Raw genomic sequence first — 21,005 nt, 5'->3', positions numbered from 1 at the left:
TTTATAATTTGCGCCATGCAGCGAACCATAAACTTTGTGCTTAACCACCCGTTTACCAAAGGGCACAGGCTGGCCGGGATAGCTAAATTGCTGAAGTGGCAAATAACCTCGCGGCTGCATAAGAAGCCTGTCGAATTTCAGTTCACCCAAAACAGCAAACTGATGGTTTGGAAAGGCCTTACCGGCGCTACGGGCAACATTTATTGCGGCCTGCACGAGTTTGAGGATATGGCTTTCCTGTTGCATTTTCTGCGCCCCGGCGATCTTTTTGCTGATGTGGGTGCCAACATTGGCAGCTACACGATGCTGGCATCTGCCGAGATAGGCGCCCGGTCGGTAACGGTTGAGCCCTTGCCTGCCACTTTTAAAAACCTGTTGCAAAACATCCAACTCAATAATATTGGAGATAAGGTAAACGCGCTAAACATTGGCATCGGCAGTTAAAAAGGCATTTTAAAATTCACCCGGGCACATGATACCGGAAACCATGTGGCAACCGACGAGGATACTGACATTACCGAAGTACCTGTAGATACACTGGACAATACCCTGGCAGGAGAAACGCCCGCGCTCATCAAAATAGATGTAGAAGGTTTTGAAACCGAGGTATTAAACGGGGCGGCAAGTATACTGGCATCGCCGGGGTTAAAAGCCATTATTATTGAACTTAACGGAGCCGGCAACCGTTATGGATTTGATGATAAGGATATTCATCGATTACTGCTGAACCACGGTTTTAAAACTATGCAGTATACGCCCTTCGCGCGCGAGCTGAAGTATGCGCAGCTGAATACCGAGCATAAAACGCTATATCTGTGATTTCGATTTTGTGAGGGAAAGGATTAGTAACGCGAGGGTGGTTTATGTACAGGGGAGGGCGGTGTAGCAAGACAGGGGAAATGTAAACCCACATTAATGCGCCTTAAAAGCGGAAAATATTGCATCTGTGCCCAATGCAAGGGCATTTCCATAATTTTCATTTAAAATTCATTCAATAACTTGTATATTACAATGCAAATGTTTTGGTTTGCTTTCGATAGAGGACAGCTACTACAAGCTAAACAGCTTATGCCGTATTGTCATACAGGGAATGACTATTTGCCCTGCTTATATTAAAAGGCCGGGTTTATTTTCAGTGTTTTAAACTAATCCCGCAAAAACTCATCTTAATATTAGGTTTTTGTCGTATTTATAGTAATAATCAGGCGGTTCTCAGGTTTAAAAAACAAAAGGCAGGTTTATTTTATTCCTTTTAAACAGGCGGCATATCATCAAATTGTCTGTTTACAATAAAGGCAGAAAGCTGGCAACATTGTTGATAAATGTAAAAACTATCGACTTGACTAATAGAAACAATTTTATAGATTAGGACGATCATAATCAGAAAGGTATATATGGAAGCTAAATTTTCGCCGCGGGTTAAAGATGTGATACAGTACAGCAGGGAGGAGGCTTTGCGCCTTGGCCACGATTATATTGGAACGGAGCACCTTTTGCTTGGCCTTATTCGCGACGGCGATGGCGTGGCAATTAAACTATTAAAAGGGCTAACTGTTGATACCGCCAAATTACGCCGCGCCGTGGAAGATGCCGTGAAGGGCACCATTGGCACCAACGTACATATAGGCAGTATTCCGTTAACCAAACAAGCCGAAAAAGTATTAAAGATCACTTACCTGGAAGCGAAAATTTTCAAGAGCGATGTTATTGGTACGGAACACCTTTTGCTATCGATATTGCGCGACGAGGACAACATCGCTTCGCAGATATTAATGCAATTTAACGTGAACTACGAAGTATTTAAAAGCGAAGTAGAATCGCATAAAAATGATGTTACCGACGAAATGCCGGGTTCATCAACAGGTGGAGACGACGATTTTAAGGAAGATGATAATTTTACCCAACCTAAAAAGGTGTCGGATATTAAATCTAAAACCCCGGTGCTGGACAATTTTGGCCGCGACCTGACAAAAGCCGCGGAAGAAGGCAAGCTGGACCCTATCGTAGGCCGCGAGAAAGAAATTGAGCGTGTGTCGCAGATCTTGTCGCGTCGTAAAAAGAACAATCCTATTTTGATAGGCGAGCCAGGTGTTGGTAAGAGTGCCATTGCCGAAGGTTTGGCATTGCGCATTGTTCAACGTAAGGTATCGCGCGTGCTGTTCAACAAACGCGTAGTTACGCTGGATCTTGCTTCATTGGTTGCCGGTACTAAATACCGCGGGCAGTTTGAGGAGCGTATGAAAGCTGTGATGAACGAGCTGGAGAAATCTCCGGATGTGATCTTGTTCATTGATGAGATCCACACCATTGTTGGCGCAGGCGGCGCTTCGGGTTCGCTTGACGCATCCAACATGTTTAAACCGGCTTTGGCCCGTGGAGAGATCCAGTGCATCGGCGCAACAACTTTAGATGAGTATCGCCAGTACATCGAAAAAGATGGCGCTTTGGATCGCCGTTTCCAAAAGGTAATGGTAGAACCCGCTACTCCTGCTGAAACGGTAGAGATATTGAACCGCATTAAAGAAAAATACGAAGAGCACCACGGTGTAACTTATACCGATGAGGCCATCAACGCCTGCGTTACTTTAACCACCCGCTATATTACCGACAGGTTTTTACCGGACAAGGCGATCGACGCACTGGACGAATCTGGCTCACGTGTGCACTTAACCAATATCCACGTACCACAACAGATACTGGATATTGAGGCGAAGATAGAGCAGATAAAAATTGAGAAGAATAAGGTTGTACGCAGCCAGAAATACGAAGAAGCAGCCAAATTACGCGACACCGAGAAGCACCTTTTAGAGGAACTTGACCAGGCGAAATCTGTTTGGGAAGCTGAAACAAAATCTAAACGCTACACCGTATCTGACGATAATGTTGCCGAAGTGGTTGCCATGATGACCGGCATCCCGGTACAGCGTGTTGGCCAGGCAGACAGCCTGAAACTGCTGAACATGGGCGACACTATTGCAACTAAGATCATTGGCCAGGATGAAGCTATCAAAAAACTGACCCGCGCTATTCAGCGTACCCGCGCGGGGTTAAAAGACCCTAAAAAGCCAATTGGCTCATTTATATTTTTAGGCCCTACCGGTGTTGGTAAAACCGAGCTTGCTAAAGAGCTTGCCCGTTTTATGTTTGATACCGAAGACGCCCTGATACAGATAGACATGAGCGAGTACATGGAGAAATTCGCGGTATCACGCTTAGTGGGCGCGCCTCCGGGCTACGTAGGTTACGAAGAAGGCGGACAATTGACCGAAAAGGTGCGCCGTAAACCTTATGCTGTAGTGTTGCTGGATGAGATAGAAAAAGCTCACCCGGATGTATTCAACATACTGTTACAGGTATTGGACGAAGGCCAACTAACCGACTCTTTAGGCCGCAAGGTTGATTTCAGGAATACCATCATCATCATGACCTCGAACATTGGCGCACGCCAGTTGAAAGATTTTGGCCAGGGTGTTGGTTTTACTACAGCTGCAAAAACTACACAGGCAGATTCGCACTCTCGTGGCGTGATAGAAAACGCTTTGAAACGCGCTTTCGCTCCCGAGTTTTTGAACCGTATTGATGATGTGATCGTGTTTAACTCCTTGGGTAAAGACGAGATCTTCAAAATTATCGATATCGAATTAGGCTTCCTGTTTGGCAGGGTGAACAGCCTGGGTTACAAAATTGAGCTGACCTTAGCCGCCAAAGAATTCATTGCCGAAAAAGGTTACGACTCGCAATTTGGTGCCCGCCCGTTAAAACGTGCCATCCAGAAATACCTGGAAGACCCGATTGCCGAAGAGATCCTGAAAGGCGAATTAACAGAAGGCGATACGATGGAAGTAGATTACGACAAAGAAGCCGACCAGGTGAAGATTGTAGCCAAAAACAAAGCCGCCGGCGAAGACAAAACGCCCGAAGAAGAGCAACAACAATAAGCTAACGCTTTTGAAATATTACAAGCCCGTTTACGAAAGTAGGCGGGCTTTTTTTGTTGGGTGTATCAATCAGTCGACGTCGCACTATTTTATACAACACTCAAGACGCAAGCTGACGGGCGCAGAAGTACTGCCGTTCAATATTACAAGGAAAACGCGTCGCTAACAGCCATAACGGATGATGGCTCCTACGTTATTACAATAAACGATTGGGTTCGTGTGCAGTCTATATTGACAAATAAAAGGATGGAGGCTTTAGCCAGCGATTTTAAAACAGATACGTTAGAACACGGCGGTTCAACAGTACATACATTGCTAACCTTGGCTGGAAATGCCATAAATTTGTTCCATGCCTGTGGTACCTCAACAAACTATACACCTTATAAGCTGGAAGATAGAACCGTTACACAAATTATTTGCCCATAAAAAGCGGTTTTTATTGATTTATGCCCCGCTTAAGCAGACGGATATAAAACTATCACTTACCCTCCGTAGGAACAAAATCCACCGGTAGCAGCTCGGCTATCCTATATCGGCCCCATCCCCCTTCAAAAACAACAGCAGCGGGGTCGTCAATAATACCGTTGTGGTCAAAAAAAGCATACGGGCTGTTGATGTTTAAAATGGTTGCGAGGTTGTTACTGCGGTGTTTGATGTATAGGCAGTCGGTAAACGCTAATGCATATAACCCGTCGCGGTCTGTTTGGCGGAAGAAATCGGGAACTTTAAGCAGCGGCGTTTTCAACAGCGTTTGTATGTATTTGGCATCGAGGCCTCCTTCTTTGTACCCTGGATTAGGCTTTCTAATCAACCTCATCACCGAAAAACCTTCTGCATCCATACTATCCGCCAATACAGATCTTAAAAAATGCATGCTGGAACCTATGTAAGTCTGCTTGCGCCTTTTTTGCCAGCGGCGTTTTTGAGACAACGAGCCCGGCATATCTTCAAATAAAGACGAACCTGCAAAATAAAGCATCCCCGTACGGTTATCTTTATCAAAAGCTTGCAGCAGGTACTTTATCTTGTAACCGAGGTATTTATTTTCGATCTCCAAAAAATCGTTAGACAAGCCGGTTAGCTTGCGCGTGTTTTTGTCGTAATCCAGCGTAAGCGCATCGTAGTTGGTTATTTTGCATTCCTGCGCAGCTGCAGATGTACCAATAAAATCGGACTTAAACATTTCAAAGTTCTTCTCCCAGTCATTGTTGCCAACCACCGTCACCTCTTTTAGTTCGGTGGTTTTTGCAGATAATTTAATGTCAGGAAGCTTAATATCGTCAATACCGGCCAGCACCATTTGGCGATAAGTTTGGAAGCCTACAACAGATACCACAAATTCGTATTGCCCGGGCCTGACGTTCACCAGGGTAAAAGCACCATCGTCGGCAGTTTTGCTGCCAACCGTGGCATTACTCAAAAACACACTGGCGTTAGCTACGGGCTTGTTATCGGCAGCGTTAAGCACCTTACCAGTGATCCTCGTTTGGGCCAGGCAAATAATGGGTGAAAACAGGATAAGCAGCAGAATATATTTCATAGGTTCAGGCTAATATGAATGATAGTTAATAACGCCAACTTTTCAAATCGGCACCTTTTGGCGCGCGGCCACCTACTTCGCCTGCCCACTTTTTGATGAACATTTGGTGATAGCGCAAGCGGCTGATGTAATTGGGCTGGGTGTGGTCGCCGTTCCAGCAATGCTCGGCGCGGTCTCCGTAATCTACCTGGCAATTACACTCCGGGTTACTTAGTTTTTTCAGCATGTCCTCGGCGGTGTAAACCGCGTTGTTGAGATAGTAGGTATCCATGTCGCCTACGTAAATGTGGATTTTCCCTTTTAGTTTATTCCCAATTTTCGGCCAGTCGCGCTTGATGATGTGCGTAAGGTCGAAGTTATCGCGCCAGTAATTAGCTACGCTGGTATCAATGGCACCGGTGTATTTATCAAAAATACGCTTGGGGTAACCATCCTTATCCATTGGGGAAAACACGGCCTCCCAAATATCAAACTGGTCGCCACTACGGCTGCGGGTTCCTAAGGCCAGTTCGCGCTGGTTTATTTCTTTTAGCGTAGCCTGTACATGGCCCAGGTAATCGCGCTCGCCGGGGCGGGGCGTTTTCTTGAAATCACTTTCAGGATAGTAGGCGTTCTTATCCTTGTAGATGTTCATGGTGGTGTAATGGTGAAAATCTACCGGGTCGGGGCAGGCAGCGTAACTGCCATTGTACTCGTCGGGATACAAAACCTGAACGGCCAATGCTTCCCAGCCTCCGGTAGAGCCGCCGTAAACAAAGCGCGCCCAGCCTTTGCCAATTCCCCTGAAGCGCTTCTCAATTTCGGGGATCAATTCATAAGTAATAGCATCACCATAGGGGCCAAGGTTGGCGGAATTCACCGCGTAAGAGTCGTCATAATAAGGGTTGGCATGTTGGATCTCCACCGCGAGTACACGGGGGAACTTCGGGCCGGTCCATTGTTTGTAAAAGTCGTAAGCCTCCTGCTGTTCTATCCGGTTGTATCCCGTAATATGAAAACGCGCGGAAGTATCGGGCTTTAAATTAGCATCGGGCACCGTAGTGCGAAAGCCCTCAAAATCTGCCGGGAAATGACCATGGAAAATGGCCATAGGATACTTCACCTTACGGTGTTCCTCAAAGCCACCGGGCAATAAAATATTCGCACCTAAATACATCGGCCTGCCCCAAAACTCGGTAAGCAGCTTACTTTGAATGCGGATGTGTTTAATGTATCTGGTATCGGCAGGTAGTGCTATCGGCGGGATGATCTTGCTGATGGTTAACGCTATCTCGTTATTCACTATCGGGTCGATGTGTAATTTTACCGTTTGCGAATAGATATTGCCAGGGGCTATGTTCCAGTGCTGACCCTCGCCCCTGTCCATCGGCAGCTTTACAGTTTGCCCGGTTTTTAAATGAAAGGTTTCGTACTTATGCAGCAGTACCTGCACATAGTAATCGCCTGCTGGCATATCTTTCAACCGTTCTACCGGGTAACCAAATGCCTGTACATCTACAGAACGGCTGGTGCCTGGCTGCCAACCTTCTACATCCACGCCAAAAACCTGTTGCGTTTGCAGGTTATCCCCTATCTGGAAACGCGGCTCGGATTTGTCGTTATTAGCAAATAGCAGTAACAACCGGCCATCCAGCGGACCTGTGTGTAACGACACGTCGATAGTGATGCGAAATGTTTGGGCCTGGGAAGGTATAGCGAAGAATAAAAGCAGGTAAAGCAGTTTTTTCATTGATGGCGTTTTACCCAAATATAATAATTGCCGGGGCTGTTAAACCTTTACGCCTAAAAATATTCCTACTAATATATACACACAACAATATGAAACGAATTCTATCTATTTTATGCCTGGCAATCGTAGTATTGACAGCGTCATCCTGCCAAAAGGACAACTCGGTAGCGCCGAATAACAACCTTACTATTCTTACAAGTGTAAGCACTAACGGGTGGAGCACACTGGATAACGGCAAAACCTGGAAACAATCCATCAGCGTACCCGAATTGGACAGTTACGCCAACGACAATGCCGGCGTATTAGTTTACCTCTCGTTCACCGCCGGCGTTTACGAGCAGATCCCCGAAGTTTTTAACGGGGTTAGTTATAGCTACATCCACGAGCGTGGTTTGCTAACCATATACGCCCAAGCTTACAGCGGCAACCTAACCACTCCCAACCCGGGCGGCGGCAACGTGAAGATAGTGCTGGTAGATTCTAATCAATAGCTCCTCCAATCTCCCTTCAAAAGGAGGTTTCCAAATAGATCAATAAATTTTAAAAAGTAAAAGGCACCGGTTGGGTGCCTTTTTTGTGAGCCCCCTCTAAATCTCCCCCTGAAGGGGGAGACTTTAAAAGACGCTTTGTTTTTTATCTCCCCCCATTCAGGGAAGGCCAGGTGGGGCTATTATTTCTCCATTTGCTCTATCACAGCCTGGGTAACGCCTGTGTAAGAGAAACCACCATCGTGGAACAGGTTTTGCATGGTAACCATTTTGGTTAAGTCGCTAAACAGGGTTACCACATAGTCGGCACATTGGTCGGCATCTGCGTTACCAAGCGGACTCATTTTTTCGGCATAGTTTACAAAGCCGTCGAAACCTTTAACACCGTTACCTGCGGTTGTGCGGGTAGGCGATTGCGAAATGGTATTCACACGCACGTGTTTTTTAACACCATACTGGTAGCCAAAGTTGCGGGCAATGCTTTCCAGGTAAGCCTTGTTATCGGCCATATCGTTATAATCAGGAAATACGCGTTGCGCTGCAATATACGTTAGCGCGATGATCGACCCCCACTCGTTTACGGCATCAAGTTTCATGGCTGTTTGCATTACGCGGTGAAAACTTAGTGCAGATATATCAAGCCCTTTGTGGGTAAAATCGTAATTATTTTCGGTGTACGGGATATTTTTGCGCACGTTTACGCTCATGCCTATCGAGTGCAGGATAAAATCAACACCGCCGCCAAAATGCTCCATGCTTTTGGTAATAAGGTTAGTAACATCCTCGTTGCTGGTAACATCAGCCGGTATAACAGGGGCATTACATTCCTCTGCAAGTTTATTCAGTTCGCCCATGCGCAGTGCAAGCGGCGAGTTGGTTAAAACTATTTCGGCACCCTCTGCAACGCAGCGTTGAGCCACTTTCCAGGCTATCGACTGCTCGTTAAGCGCCCCGAAAATAATTCCTTTTTTACCTTTTAATAAATTGTAAGCCATTGTTTTCTTGGTTTTATAATGGGGCAAAGTTATATTTTTTTGTCGGAAGTTGTTGGAGAGGTTGAAAATGTTGGAAAGGGTTGTAATAAGTTATAAAAGTTGTAGTGGTTGAAGGGGTTGGAAAGTTTCGATTGTGAATTTGGAGTGGTTAATGTAAGGCGACTATCTCTCTTCACCATACCGCTGCCGCGAGATTAGCGAAGCGTATCTCGTGGTATGGCATGGCGAAAGCATCCTGCTTTCGCCCAACGGCAGCTGAAAGCTGCCCCAATGAGGCACCATGAGTTGGAAACTCGCGGCAGCAGGAGAGTTGGAGATTCACGGCAGCAGATTTAGGAAGGTTGGTATTCTGAAAATTCCTTAATTCTGAAAATTATGATTCAGACAAACAATGGCGTTGCCTGCGGCCCGGGTTATCCGCTCATACTGCACAAGCCTTAGGCACAGGCCGGTATCCGCTTCTACCCCTAACGCAAATATAGCTCCCCCTTTAGGGGGTTGGGGGGCTCAGCAGCTCCCTCGCGTTTTGCAATGCGCTTTCACCCGGTTTATCGCCGCTGAGCATTTTGGCAATTTCCAGCACGCGCTCGTTCTCGCTTAATTTTTTAATACGGGTTTTGGTAGCCGATTCGGAATCGTCCTTATAAACAAAGTAATGGCTGTTGCCCTTACCTGCAATTTGCGGCAGGTGGGTTATGGTAATTACCTGCAGGTTTTGTGCCAGGCGCTCCATCACCTGTCCCACCTTATTGGCCACCTCGCCGCTTACCCCAGTATCTATCTCATCAAAAATAATAGTCGGCAAGGCGGTATACTCCGCAATGATAGATTTGATGCTGAGCATCAACCGGCTCAACTCACCGCCAGATGCTACTTTGCTCATATCGGCCAATGCATGCCCTTTGTTGGCCGAGAACAGGAAGCGGATCGTATCCATGCCATTAGGCCCAAGCGCCGGCCCAACTCCTGCTCTCCCTTTAGGGGGCTGGGGGGCTACAGGGCTTTGCTCTATCTCCAAGGCCGAGTTCCCCATACCCATTTCGGTAAGATTGGCCAGCACTTTTTGAATGATCACCGGGATAGCCTTTTTGCGATTCGCCGATAGTTGAGCAGCCAGTTTTTCAAGTTCCTGTTGTGCGGCGGCTATTTGTTTCTGTAGTTTCTCCACCGCTTCGTCGCCAAAAACAGCCTGCGCTATTTTTTCGGATAGATCCGCCTGTATCGCCAGCAATTCTTCGTTGCTGTTTACGCGGTGCTTTTTCTGCAGGTTGTATAGCAGACTAAGTCGGGTATTTACTTCTTCGGCACGGGCATTATTGGTGATGGTGCGCTGTTCAATAATTTCTATCTCGGCAGCGATATCCTTCAATTCAATGAGCGTGCTTTTCAGTCGCTCATGCAACTCTTCTACCTCACTATCATACTTCTCCACTACCGACAGTTGCTGCCCCGCTTCGCGAAGCTGAATAATAGCCGACGTTTCGCCCTCGTGCATCAAAAAGTGTGCACCATTCAGGTTGCGTTTTATTTCCTCGGCATTGTTAAGGGAGTAGAGTTCTCTCTCTAAACTTTCCTGTTCATCGGCAGCAATGCCCGCCTTTTCCAGCTCATCAAACTGAAACTGGTAGTAATCTAAATCTGCTTTTGCTTTATCATTTTGCTCAATTAAAGCTTGTAACTGGGTTAGCGCTTTACGGTAGGCTTTGTATTTGATTTGATAGTCGGCCAGTAACTCGTGATGCCCTGCCACGCCGTCAACAACTAAAAGCTGAAAATCAGGGTCGTTTATGTCGCGGGTGGCATGTTGCGAGTGGATGTCTATCAGGCGCTCTCCCAGATTTTTTATCTGGGTTAAGTTAACGGGGGTATCATTGATAAACGCGCGGGATTTGCCGTCACTGGAGATCTCTCGACGCAGTACGGTTTCGTCCTCATGGTCGAGGTCGTTAACTTCAAAAAATGAATTGAGGTGGAAGCCGGCAATTTTAAACGAACCTTCTATCACACATTTTTTTTGCTGATTAAAAAAGTAACGGCTCTCGGCACGCTGCCCCAATATCAGCGACAATGCCCCTAAAATGATAGATTTACCGGCCCCGGTTTCGCCGGTTAGTATATTCAAGCCCTTATCAAACCTGATCTCCAGGTTATCTATCAGCGCGTAGTTTTGGATGGTTAGCTTTTGAAGCATAAAAAAAGTACCCTCTTTTTTTGAAAGTACTAAATTACAAAAAGATACTTACCTGTGTGCGTTTTGTCTGAAAATGCTAAAAAAAATAGCTTTTATTATTGCATTGTGGTAAGCAGTTTGTAATTTACTCGCTTTATAAAATTTAAAAAGAAAAGCCTTCCGTTTCCGGAAAGCTTCTTACTAAGTTAATGCAAACTGCTATCTGCCAACCGATTTTACGGTTTCTCTGGCGACTCCGGCTTTTCGGGCTTCTCTATACTTTCTTTTTCTGGTTTCTCTGGCTTTTCCAGTTTCTCTGGTTTTTCAGGCTTCTCCGGCTTTTCTACGCGCTCGTCGTTATTATAATTATAGTTGAAGTTGTACGATTTCATGCTTTTGCGATACAATTCCATCTTTTGCTTAAAAGCCGGCGATTGGGTGTAAGCGCGCATACGTGCAGAAGCGGCCCGCATAGCTTTTTTGGCCTGCTCAAGCTCAGGGCTATTAGTGTAGTTGCGCATCTTTTCGCTTAGCTTACGCATCTCTGCCTGCTGCTCTTTAATAGCGGGGTTATTATACGCCTTGCGCATGCTATCGCCCATAGTACGCATTTTGTCGCGCGATGCAACATAATCACCCGACTGGTAAAAGCCGCGCATCTTTTCGCCAAGGGTACGCATTTGTTCAGTCTGCTGCTTTACTTCTGCAGGGAGTTTGCTATGCAGTTCGTCCTGGTATTTTTTATAGTTCTCGTCACGGCTGTCGTTATAATCCTTGGTGATGTTGTATTTTTTCTTTAACGTGGCGTTCATATCCTTAAATTCACCCGAGCTAAAGTACTTCTCTATTTTTTTGCCTTGGTCGCCCATGTCCTGTCCGTATTTTTCAACATCGGGGTTGTGGCTGTACTTTTTGCTAAACTCTTCACCAATTTTTTGCATATCGGCGCTTAGCGTTTTCATTTCTTCCTTGTTATAAAAATCGCCTATTTCTTTTCCGCGTTTTTCCATATCGGCTGTTATGGCCTTAAATTCTGGGCTATCATAATACTTGTTCAGTATTTCGCTTTGCTTTTGTATATCGGCGCTCAGGCGTACCAATTCGGGGTCGCTGGGGCCGTAATTGAAATTAAAGCCGTCCTGCTCTCTGTCCAGCTTCACGTTATAAAGTTTTGTTGCTTTGGCAGTTTTTGCTTTACCCGCTTTTTTGCGGGTAGTATCTGCAAACAGGCTATTTAGTTTATTAATAACTGCTACAGGTTTTACTGCGTTAACGGTTACTTTACCGTTCTTAATTTCGGGGTTTAACCAGGCAATGCTGCTTAAGCTGCCGGCTAAAAGTAATATGGCAAGCACCAGGTGGCGTATGTTGCCTATGTTTTGTTTTGTTTTCATGATGCGTTCAATTCGGGTTAATAAATAGGTTTTTTTTGTGCTGGCGGCCAGCGCCAGCTGCAGGTTGGTTTGCCTGCTTTCTTCGAGCTTTAGCAATGCACGGGCGTATACCAGCGGATTATTGGTAGTTTGCACTACCAAGTCATCGCAGCAGTTTTCGCGCTCGGCGCTTATTAAACGGTTAACCATTTGGGCGAAAGGATTAAAGAACAATAAGGAATTTATTACCTGCTGCAGCAGGTTTACCAAATAATCGTTCCGTTTAATGTGGGCGAGTTCGTGCAGTAAAATTGCCTCTGTTTCGGCCACAGAGAGGTTTGCTGATAAAGAAATTGGTAAAAGGATGATGGGTTTAAGGTAACCTATCATACAGGGCACATCAACAAGCGAGCTGAAATTTACCCTAACGTAGCGGCGGATATTCAATCTTTCCGAAAAATCGTCAACCAGCCACTGCATGTCCCCTGCCGGGAACAGTGCTTTTTTAATACGGAACAACTTTACCCTGCAATAACTCAACTTAAGCAGGTTTACCGCTAAACCCGTTAGGTAGAGTACAGAAATGTAGGGCAAGTAACCTGCTATAACATAATAGTACCTATCTGCCTGCGCTTTAAAAGGCGAAAGCTGGTTTACCAGCCCCGCCTGCGGCACAAAGCCTGCAGATGGCACATTGGCTACCGGCGACCAGTTAAAATTGCCGGCCTCGTTAAACAAGGTTACCATAAACCAGGCAACAATACCCAGCATAGCCGCCGCAGCCATATTGTATTTTTTTACGGCTGACAGTGATGGCATCGTGCTGAACACCACGCGTAACAGGAACCAGATCAACAGCCCCTGCCATAGCGAATGCAGAATGGCAATGCCTAAAACCTGGCTGATGTTATATAACAAGCTTTGCATTTTTAAAAAGTCTAAAGGTTAAAGTCCAAAGCCGAAAGCTTAAAAGTTAAAGCCCTACATTAAAATTCCAATACTTTGTTTTCCTTAAATTCGAAGTCAGAAATTCGACATTCGAAACCGTCCTACTCTTTATCCTCAAACTGCTTCAAATAATCCTTGATAGCGTCTATCTCATCCTTTGATGCGCGATGCTGCCCCAGCGCCTGGATCACCAGGTCGGAAGTGGAGCCTTTGAACACGGTGGATATGATCTTATCGAGCGCGCCCTGCTGCGCCTCGCCGCGGGTAATCACCGCTTTGTACAGATGTGTTTTGGCATCGGTGTTACGTTCAACCAGGCCTTTTTCGTGCATTATCTGCATCAGTTTCAGGGTAGTGGTATAACCCGATTCTTTGCTTTTGGCGAGCTCCTCATGCACATCGCGTACTGTGCATTGGCCTCTCTTCCAAATTACCTGTAAAATTTCCAGCTCGCTTTCTGTTGGTTTCAGTTCCATGTTCTCCTTATTACGAATTCCTTCGTACAAATATCTACGATAATTTTCGTATATCAAAATGTTTTGTTAAAAATTTAACAGTTTTTAACTGTTTGGCGATAATTAGCTACAAATTATCCGCCAGCTAATAGACACACGTTATGACTAAACCGTTACAATTATCCCTTTATATTTGCACATGGAAATTTTTGCTTTAGGCGAGGGCTCATATTCGGTTGATAGTACCAAAAAGTTTATCCCTTTTAACCCGGAGACGGATAATAAGCGCGACCGACCAGGTTCGTTGTTTATTCATGTGAACCCTTTCCTCATCAAAACCAATACAGACCTCATTTTGCTTGACGCAGGCCTTGGCTATAAAGACACCCGCGACGAGCTTTTACTACACCAACACATCCGCAACGCCGGGTTCAACCCAGAAGAAGTTACACTGGTACTGATGAGCCACCTGCATTACGATCATTCCGGCGGACTGGTAGTAGAGCGCGGTGGTAAGCTGGAGCCAAGTTTCCCTGACGCCGAGCATGTGATCAATAAACAGGAATGGGAATTTGCCTTAACCGGCGCATCTTCATCCTACCATAAAGAGATTTTTGAAGGGCTGAAGGATAAAGTAAAAATGACGTTGGTAGAAGGCGATGGCGAGTTTAAGCCCGGCATCACTTATAAATGGAGCGGCGGACACAGCAAATTTCACCAGGTGTTTTGGTTTGATACAGAAGGCAGCAAAGTATTTTTTGGCGGAGATGAACTACCGGAACCGGAGCAACTGATCAGAAAATTTGTAGCTAAATACGATTACGATGGGCACCGATCTGCAGAATTGCGGATACAATATGGAAAAAAAGCAGCATCTGAAGGATATACATGCCTGTTTTACCATGCAAGGGCTAACGCGGTTGGCAATATAAGTTACCAGGACGAACAGTTTACGGTTACGCCTCTTCTTTAACTCCGAAAAGTTCTTTTATTTTTTCTACGTTAAGTGGTTTCGACACAAAATCTTTTACCAGCGGGTAGGAGCGCGCTTTGTTGATATCGTTGCTGAAAACGGATGAAGAAATGATATAAATTTTACTTTTGCCCAGCGGATCGAGGTTGATACGCTTGTATTCGTCCAAAAACTCCCAGCCATTCATTATAGGCATATTAATATCCAGCAAAATATAGTCGGGTAATTTGCTTGGGTCCTTACGTTGAATTTCTGCGAGCTGATCGATCGCAAATCTCCCGTTCAGGCATGCCATGATGTCTGTGTTCGTTAATGCTTTCTTTATCAGTTTAATGGAGATGAAGTTGTTTATTTCATCATCATCAACTAATAAAACGCTTACGGCTTTGGTATTATTAGGGCTCATATCTGTTCCTTATACGGAAATAAAATTAAAAAGGTTTTACTCCTAATAGTTGTAAATATACATTTATTACAAACTTTCTGGAAGTAGCGCAAAGTAATTAAAACTTACAGTTGTACCGCATTAATAGTAGGAATGTTACGTGTGTGCGGCACCGCATGTTACAAATTCGGGCATTATTATGAATTTGGCAATAAATCCCCCCCGTGAATTGAATTAAAAACAGGCAAAAATCTGTTGTACCAAATATGGCTGATTGGTTAAAACTCCAGCCAGGTTATCATCGCGAACATCTCGCTATTTGTAATGAACGGGCTTGTTAAAATTCGTAATCGCGTTCTACCAAACAAATCCGCACTTTATAGCTTTCGTACCATTTATCTCGACCGTATTTTTGTGCCAATTGATGCCTGCTTACGGCCTTCCAGTTTTTAATAGCTTCTAAACTCGCCCAATAAGAAACCGTAATGCCGGTTTCGTTACGGGCAGATTCTATGCCGAGGTAACCGTTCTGCCGGGCGGCAAGCTCACCCATTTCAGTGGCCATATCTCCATAGCCGTCATCTCCAGCGGTGCGGATAGAAGTAAATATAACAGCGTAATAGGGTGGTTGTGGGGTTTGGGCTATCATAATCTCATTGATGTGCGGATTTGCAAATGTGCGGATTTCAGATGGAAAAATCTGAAAGTCCCGGTTGCAAGAATCTGAGCAACTGAAATTTGCACATCTGTAGATATATATTCTGTAAATTATTTAAAATGTTTCCTATGGTTGTTCGTCTACTCTATTAAGCAAGGCTAAAACTCGAAGCAATAATGAATAACATCAACAATAAAAAAATAGCCATTATAGGCGGCGGTCCCGGCGGGCTAACCCTTGCACGCCTTTTGCAAATGCATGGCGCTGATATTAAAGTTTACGAACGCGACGAGCACAAAGATGCGCGGGCCAAAGGCGCAACGCTTGACTTGCACGAAGAATCGGGCCTGGCGGCTTTGGATGCAGCCGGACTGATGGAAGCCTTTTGGGCTAACTACCGCCCCGGTGCGGATGCCCTGCGCATTGCAGATAAACACGCCAGCTTACTGCACGACGATGAGGCAAGCCCACGCGAAGACACCATGCGCCCCGAAATAGACCGCGGCCCTTTGCAGAATATCCTGCTGGAATCGCTGTTTCCGGGCACCGTGGTCTGGGACAGCCAATTTGCCGTGCTTACGCCAAATGGTACCGGCTGGAATGTAGGATTTAAAAACGGTGATGTTGTTTACGCCGACCTGGTAATCGCCGCTGATGGTGCCAACTCCAAACTGCGCCCCTACCTTACCCCTATTAAGCCGTTTTATGCCGGCGTTACAGCCATTGAAGGTGCCGTGTATAATTCGGAGGTTGCCAGCCCGAACATGCACAAACTGCTAAACGGCGGCAAGATCTTCGCCTTTGGTGATGAGAAAACACTTATTGTAAGCAGTAAAGGCGATGGCAGCCTGGTATTTTACCCCGGTTTTAATTGTCAGGAGCACTGGCTGCGCGATTGCGGGATAGATTTTACAGATAAAGCACAAGTGCTTGCCTGGTTTAAAACCGAATACAAAGGCTGGGACGAGATCTGGCTGGAACTATTCGAAAACGCCAGCGGCCCATTCTTTGCCCGCCCGCAATACTGTATGCCATTGGACCAAACCTGGGAACCACAGCCCAACCTTTCCATGCTGGGCGATGCCGCCCACCTGATGCCACCCTACGCCGGCGAAGGCGTAAACATGGCCATGCTGGACGCATTGGAACTGTCGCAAGCTTTGTTAAACGAAGATTATCCCGACATCTTATCGGCCATAGCCGCTTTTGAAAAGCAAATGCGGGCAAGGGCTTCAGAGACTGCGGAGATGACAATGTATTCGACGACAACACTGCATTCGGAAGGTGCGATAGGGTTTATGATGGGGGTGATAGGTTAAGTCTCCTGAATCAAGAATTAATTTGCATAGGTGCCGTGCTATATCTAAACCATTTGCAATTTCGGTATATTTGCTCGTAAATCCAGTAAAGTAAATCCAATTGGAAAACGATAACGCGTTAGCAGGAAAGAAAATGTCGCGAGATGACAAAAGCAGAATGATATTGTTGGCAGGGCTAGTTTGTTATTTGTCGGGCTTCATTTTATGTTATTTCTTTTGGTATAAAAACGGAGAAGTTTTGCACTTTCAAATTATCGCCCTGGCAATTGGTGGATGTGCTACTTTTGTATTGGAATATAAAGCCCGCAATATTATATTGAAACGTTTTAAACAGGCCAAAGTGCTAATAACAATACTGTTTATTTCCATATTTATGGGTGGCTTTGTATATGCCAATAATATGGCAAAAGAACGAGTCCAGGGTATTTTAACCTATGAGCCAACAATGCAGGCAGTTGCTATTGTTGTTGCTATTGATTTGAGAAGTACAAGATCGGGCAAGCAGCCATGGTCGATTATTAATTACAAAGTTAGTAACCAGATTGTTGAACAGGCTTTTGCTGACACCCGACAAGATTTGAAAGTGGGTAACAAATATTTAGTTCAATATTCAGTGGAGTATCCGGATATGTATAGAATATTGAAAACATTAGAGTAGTGAAAGCGTACCGGATTAATGTTACTACAATAAATACGCTTCTATATTCCTGCTTAAAGTAATGTCATTATCACTTTCCTCCACCACATCAACTTCATTGACCGGGTCAAGACTCATGTAAAATCCTTTTTCTGTTTTAAAAAATTTATGTCGTTCCACATAATAGAAATTGTAATCAGCATTCCAGTAAAAGGAATATTCAACCACATCTACAAAACGGAGTTTGATTTGTATTTCAGCCCATTTTTTTGATTGAATCGATGTAAAATATACATCTATGCATAACCGAGAATCTTGATTGTTTACATCAAACCGGGTAACACTGGCATCATGAATAAACTAATTACCATTAGTTAACTCAAGGACTTCTTCATCCCTATATATTTTCTCCATAAAAAAGGCTCCTAAAATAGGAGCCTCAATTTAATCATTTTATCTACGCATCTGAAATCTGCACATCTATTTTCACGTTCCGTATTCCGGCGTGGTTACTTCGCTTTCTTCAAACTCGTAATCGCTTAGCGGAGGGCACGAGCAAATTAATGTACGGTCGCCGTAGGTATCGTTTACACGACCAACCGATGGCCAGAATTTGTAAGCGGCTACGTATGGCAGCGGGAAACCTGCTTTTTGGCGGGTGTAGGGGTGCTCCCACTCGTTGCCGGTAATTACTGCTGAAGTATGCGGGGCGTTCTTTAACGGGTTATCAGTTTTATCCGACAGGCCTTTTTCTACATCCTCAATTTCGTGGCGGATAGAGATCATGGCATCGCAGAAACGATCAAGCTCATGCTTCGGTTCCGATTCTGTCGGCTCTATCATTACCGTACCCGCAACCGGGAACGATACCGTTGGCGCGTGGAAACCGTAGTCCATCAAGCGTTTGGCAATATCAACTACTTCGATGCCGTACGCTTTAAACGAGCGACAGTCCAGTATCATCTCGTGTGCGCAGCGGCCTTTACTACCGGTGTACAATACGTTATAATGTGCTTTTAAGCGGGTTTTGATATAGTTGGCGTTCAGGATAGCGTAGCGGGTTGCGTTGGTTAATCCCTCGCCGCCCATCATGGCGATGTAAGCGTGAGAGATGATAAGGATGGAAGCCGAACCCCATGGTGCCGACGACACCGCGTGGATGGCTTTGCCATTATCAATATCAACCACCGCGTGGCCGGGCAGGTAAGGTACCAGGTGTTTTGCAACACCAATCGGGCCCATGCCCGGGCCGCCACCACCGTGTGGTATGCAAAAGGTTTTGTGTAAATTAAGGTGGCAAACATCAGCACCAATATTGGCGGGACTGGTTAGGCCTACCTGCGCGTTCATGTTAGCGCCGTCCATATACACCTGGCCGCCATTTGCGTGGATGATCTCGCAGATCTCGATGATAGATTCTTCGAACACGCCGTGGGTAGATGGATAGGTTACCATTAAACAACTTAGTTCGTTTTTGTATTGCTCGGCGCGGGCACGCATATCTTCTACGTCTATGTTGCCGTTATCGTCACATTTTACCACTACAATTTTCATCCCGGCCATCGCTGCAGACGCAGGGTTGGTACCATGTGCAGATGATGGTATTAACGCAATATTACGGTGGCTATCGCCCCGGTCGTTATGGTAAGCGCGGATAACCATCAGCCCGGCGTATTCGCCTTGCGCGCCGGCGTTTGGTTGTAAGCTCATGGCCGCAAAGCCGGTAATTTCGCTCAGCCATTTATTCAGTTCGTCAAATAGTTGCATGTAACCACCTACCTGGTCGGTTGGTGCAAAAGGGTGCATTTTGCTAAACTCCGCCCAGGTAACAGGTACCATTTCGGTAGTGGCGTTCAGTTTCATGGTGCAGCTACCCAGTGCTATCATCGAGTGGCAAAGCGAAAGATCTTTGGTTTCTAATGATTTGATGTAACGCAGCATCTCATGCTCGCTGTGGTGCGAGTTAAACAAGGCATGGGTTAAGTAAGCCGATGTACGCTGCAGATCTGCAGGGATCACCGACTCAACGTTTTCCTTCAGCCCATCGAAATTGGCATCAGTTAATGTTTTGCCTTTCACTTTAGCAAAGAAACGCACAATGTTTTTCACATCCTCAGGCGAAGTAGTTTCATCTAAAGAGATGGTAACCTCAGTACCGTTGTAATGGAAGTTCGATTCGTTATTCAACGCCTCAGAATGTATGGGACCGGCTAACACGCCAAGGTCAAACTTCAGGGTATCAAAATAAACTTTATTCAGTTGCTCGTAACCTAATTCGTTAAGCGCCGAAGCCAGCAGCACGGTTAACCCGTGGATGCGCTCTGCTATCAGCTTTACACCTTTAGGGCCGTGGTAAACGGCATACATACCGGCCATAATAGCCAGTAAAGCCTGTGCGGTACAAATGTTGGAGGTTGCTTTATCGCGGCGGATGTGCTGCTCGCGGGTTTGCAGGGCCATGCGCAGGGCGTAGTTACCTGCTGCATCAATAGTTACACCAATAATACGGCCCGGGATAGAGCGTTTGTATTCTTCCTTAGTAGCAAAATAAGCGGCGTGCGGGCCGCCAAAACCCATTGGTACGCCAAAGCGTTGGGTGCTGCCCACCACAATATCCGCGCCCCATTCGCCCGGAGGGGTGAGCAGGGTAAGGCTCATAATATCGGCAACAACCGTTAATTTTATACTTTTTTCGTGCAGTTGGTCGGCAAAGCCTTTGTAGTTGTATACCTCGCCATTGCCTGCAGGATATTGTACAATTGCGCCGAACATATCGTCGGTTAATTCCACATTGCTGTGGTTGCCTATTTGTAGCTTAATACCGTAAGGCTCGCTGCGGGTTTTTAAAATATCAATAGTTTGCGGGAACACTTCCTCGCTCACAAAAAACACGTTGGCTTTTTGGTTTTTGCGCAGGCTGTATTGCATAAACATAGCCTCGGCGGCGGCGGTACCTTCGTCTAACAGGGATGCGTTGGCAATTTCCATCCCGGTCAAATCAATAACCATGGTTTGGAAATTCAGCAGCGCCTGTAAGCGGCCTTGTGCTATCTCGGCCTGGTAGGGTGTATATTGGGTGTACCATCCCGGGTTTTCCAGAATATTACGTTGTATCACACCCGGAACGATCACGTCATAATAACCCTGACCGATGTAAGATTTAAAAACCTTGTTTTTAGATGCCGTTACTTTCAGCGTATTCAGGTAATCAAACTCGCTTTTGGCGGCAGGTAAATTCAATGGTGCTTTCAGCCTTATTTTAGCTGGTACCGTTTCATCTATCAGTTGGTCAAGCGTTTCCACACCAATAGTTTTTAACATTTTATCGGTATCTGCCTGGTTTGGCGCTATGTGCCTGTGCTGGAATTTCTCCTGGTAATCTATGTTCAGCTTCATC

General features: G+C 45.6%; 16 protein-coding genes and 1 pseudogene. 7 read left to right on the top strand and 10 right to left on the bottom strand.

What is annotated here, in order from left to right; translation table 11 throughout:
• The first annotated feature begins 15 nt into the window (after window positions 1–15).
• The 3 genes and pseudogenes from EPL05_RS24375 (at window position 16) to EPL05_RS18800 (ending at window position 4,364) form a co-directional block, all read left to right on the top strand.
• Window positions 16–819: pseudogene (locus tag EPL05_RS24375) on the top strand (FkbM family methyltransferase).
• 575 nt (window positions 820–1,394) lie between these two features.
• Window positions 1,395–3,938: an ATP-dependent Clp protease ATP-binding subunit gene (locus EPL05_RS18805; protein ID WP_128535525.1), complete on the top strand. Its 2,544-nt coding sequence runs from the start codon at window positions 1,395–1,397 to the stop codon at window positions 3,936–3,938.
• 246 nt (window positions 3,939–4,184) lie between these two features.
• On the top strand, window positions 4,185–4,364 hold the full coding sequence (locus EPL05_RS18800; protein WP_128535524.1) for a hypothetical protein: 180 nt from the start codon (window positions 4,185–4,187) through the stop codon (window positions 4,362–4,364).
• Between the two features lie 52 nt (window positions 4,365–4,416).
• Here the strand turns inward: EPL05_RS18800 and EPL05_RS18795 are convergent, their stop codons facing one another.
• A complete protein-coding gene (locus EPL05_RS18795) occupies window positions 4,417–5,478 on the bottom strand; it encodes a carboxypeptidase-like regulatory domain-containing protein (RefSeq protein WP_128535523.1) in 1,062 nt (353 codons plus the stop codon).
• A 25-nt stretch (window positions 5,479–5,503) separates the two neighbouring features.
• Window positions 5,504–7,207: a hypothetical protein gene (locus EPL05_RS18790; RefSeq protein ID WP_128535522.1), complete on the bottom strand. Its 1,704-nt coding sequence runs from the start codon at window positions 7,205–7,207 to the stop codon at window positions 5,504–5,506.
• A gap of 89 nt (window positions 7,208–7,296) precedes the next feature.
• Between EPL05_RS18790 and EPL05_RS18785 the strand changes: the two genes are divergently transcribed.
• The gene (locus EPL05_RS18785; RefSeq protein WP_128535521.1) at window positions 7,297–7,698 is read left to right on the top strand and encodes a hypothetical protein; all 402 of its coding nucleotides are present in this window, start codon (window positions 7,297–7,299) and stop codon (window positions 7,696–7,698) included.
• A 179-nt stretch (window positions 7,699–7,877) separates the two neighbouring features.
• Here the strand turns inward: EPL05_RS18785 and EPL05_RS18780 are convergent, their stop codons facing one another.
• The 5 genes from EPL05_RS18780 to EPL05_RS18765 all read right to left on the bottom strand — a co-directional run bounded on the left by EPL05_RS18780 (window position 7,878) and on the right by EPL05_RS18765 (window position 13,687).
• Window positions 7,878–8,690 carry an enoyl-ACP reductase FabI gene (locus EPL05_RS18780; RefSeq protein WP_128535520.1) on the bottom strand — a complete coding sequence of 271 codons (813 nt, stop codon included), beginning with the start codon at window positions 8,688–8,690 and terminating at the stop codon, window positions 7,878–7,880.
• Window positions 8,691–8,862: 172 nt separating this feature from the next.
• A complete protein-coding gene (locus EPL05_RS24085; RefSeq protein ID WP_166727749.1) occupies window positions 8,863–9,012 on the bottom strand; it encodes a hypothetical protein in 150 nt (49 codons plus the stop codon).
• 168 nt (window positions 9,013–9,180) lie between these two features.
• A complete protein-coding gene (gene recN, locus EPL05_RS18775; protein ID WP_128535519.1) occupies window positions 9,181–10,881 on the bottom strand; it encodes a DNA repair protein RecN in 1,701 nt (566 codons plus the stop codon).
• Between the two features lie 215 nt (window positions 10,882–11,096).
• Window positions 11,097–13,160, bottom strand: a complete 2,064-nt coding sequence (locus EPL05_RS18770; protein ID WP_128535518.1) for a M56 family metallopeptidase — start codon at window positions 13,158–13,160, stop codon at window positions 11,097–11,099.
• A gap of 122 nt (window positions 13,161–13,282) precedes the next feature.
• A complete protein-coding gene (locus tag EPL05_RS18765) occupies window positions 13,283–13,687 on the bottom strand; it encodes a BlaI/MecI/CopY family transcriptional regulator (protein ID WP_243837326.1) in 405 nt (134 codons plus the stop codon).
• A 148-nt stretch (window positions 13,688–13,835) separates the two neighbouring features.
• On the opposite strand from EPL05_RS18765, the gene EPL05_RS18760 reads away from it, so the two are divergent.
• The gene (locus EPL05_RS18760) at window positions 13,836–14,609 is read left to right on the top strand and encodes an MBL fold metallo-hydrolase (RefSeq protein WP_128535517.1); all 774 of its coding nucleotides are present in this window, start codon (window positions 13,836–13,838) and stop codon (window positions 14,607–14,609) included.
• Here the strand turns inward: EPL05_RS18760 and EPL05_RS18755 are convergent.
• Both EPL05_RS18755 and EPL05_RS18750 read right to left on the bottom strand, forming a co-directional pair.
• The gene (locus tag EPL05_RS18755) at window positions 14,593–15,015 is read right to left on the bottom strand and encodes a response regulator (RefSeq protein ID WP_128535516.1); all 423 of its coding nucleotides are present in this window, start codon (window positions 15,013–15,015) and stop codon (window positions 14,593–14,595) included. The two genes, EPL05_RS18760 and EPL05_RS18755, sit on opposite strands and share 17 nt — an antisense overlap.
• 316 nt (window positions 15,016–15,331) lie before the next feature.
• A complete protein-coding gene (locus EPL05_RS18750; protein ID WP_128535515.1) occupies window positions 15,332–15,643 on the bottom strand; it encodes an antibiotic biosynthesis monooxygenase family protein in 312 nt (103 codons plus the stop codon).
• A gap of 185 nt (window positions 15,644–15,828) precedes the next feature.
• On the opposite strand from EPL05_RS18750, the gene EPL05_RS18745 reads away from it, so the two are divergent.
• Both EPL05_RS18745 and EPL05_RS18740 read left to right on the top strand, forming a co-directional pair.
• Window positions 15,829–16,971: an FAD-dependent oxidoreductase gene (locus EPL05_RS18745; protein WP_128535514.1), complete on the top strand. Its 1,143-nt coding sequence runs from the start codon at window positions 15,829–15,831 to the stop codon at window positions 16,969–16,971.
• 100 nt (window positions 16,972–17,071) lie between these two features.
• Window positions 17,072–17,629, top strand: coding sequence for a hypothetical protein (locus tag EPL05_RS18740; RefSeq protein WP_128535513.1), 558 nt, complete (start codon window positions 17,072–17,074; stop codon window positions 17,627–17,629).
• Window positions 17,630–18,094: 465 nt separating this feature from the next.
• Here the strand turns inward: EPL05_RS18740 and gcvP are convergent, their stop codons facing one another.
• Window positions 18,095–21,004 carry an aminomethyl-transferring glycine dehydrogenase gene (gcvP, locus tag EPL05_RS18735; RefSeq protein WP_128535512.1) on the bottom strand — a complete coding sequence of 970 codons (2,910 nt, stop codon included), beginning with the start codon at window positions 21,002–21,004 and terminating at the stop codon, window positions 18,095–18,097.
• Between the last annotated feature and the right edge of the window lies 1 nt (window position 21,005).

It is taken from the genome of Mucilaginibacter gilvus, assembly GCF_004054195.1.
GTDB lineage: Bacteria > Bacteroidota > Bacteroidia > Sphingobacteriales > Sphingobacteriaceae > Mucilaginibacter > Mucilaginibacter gilvus.
Note: the sequence above shows the minus strand (reverse complement) of the source record. Positions and strands in the feature narration are given on the sequence as shown.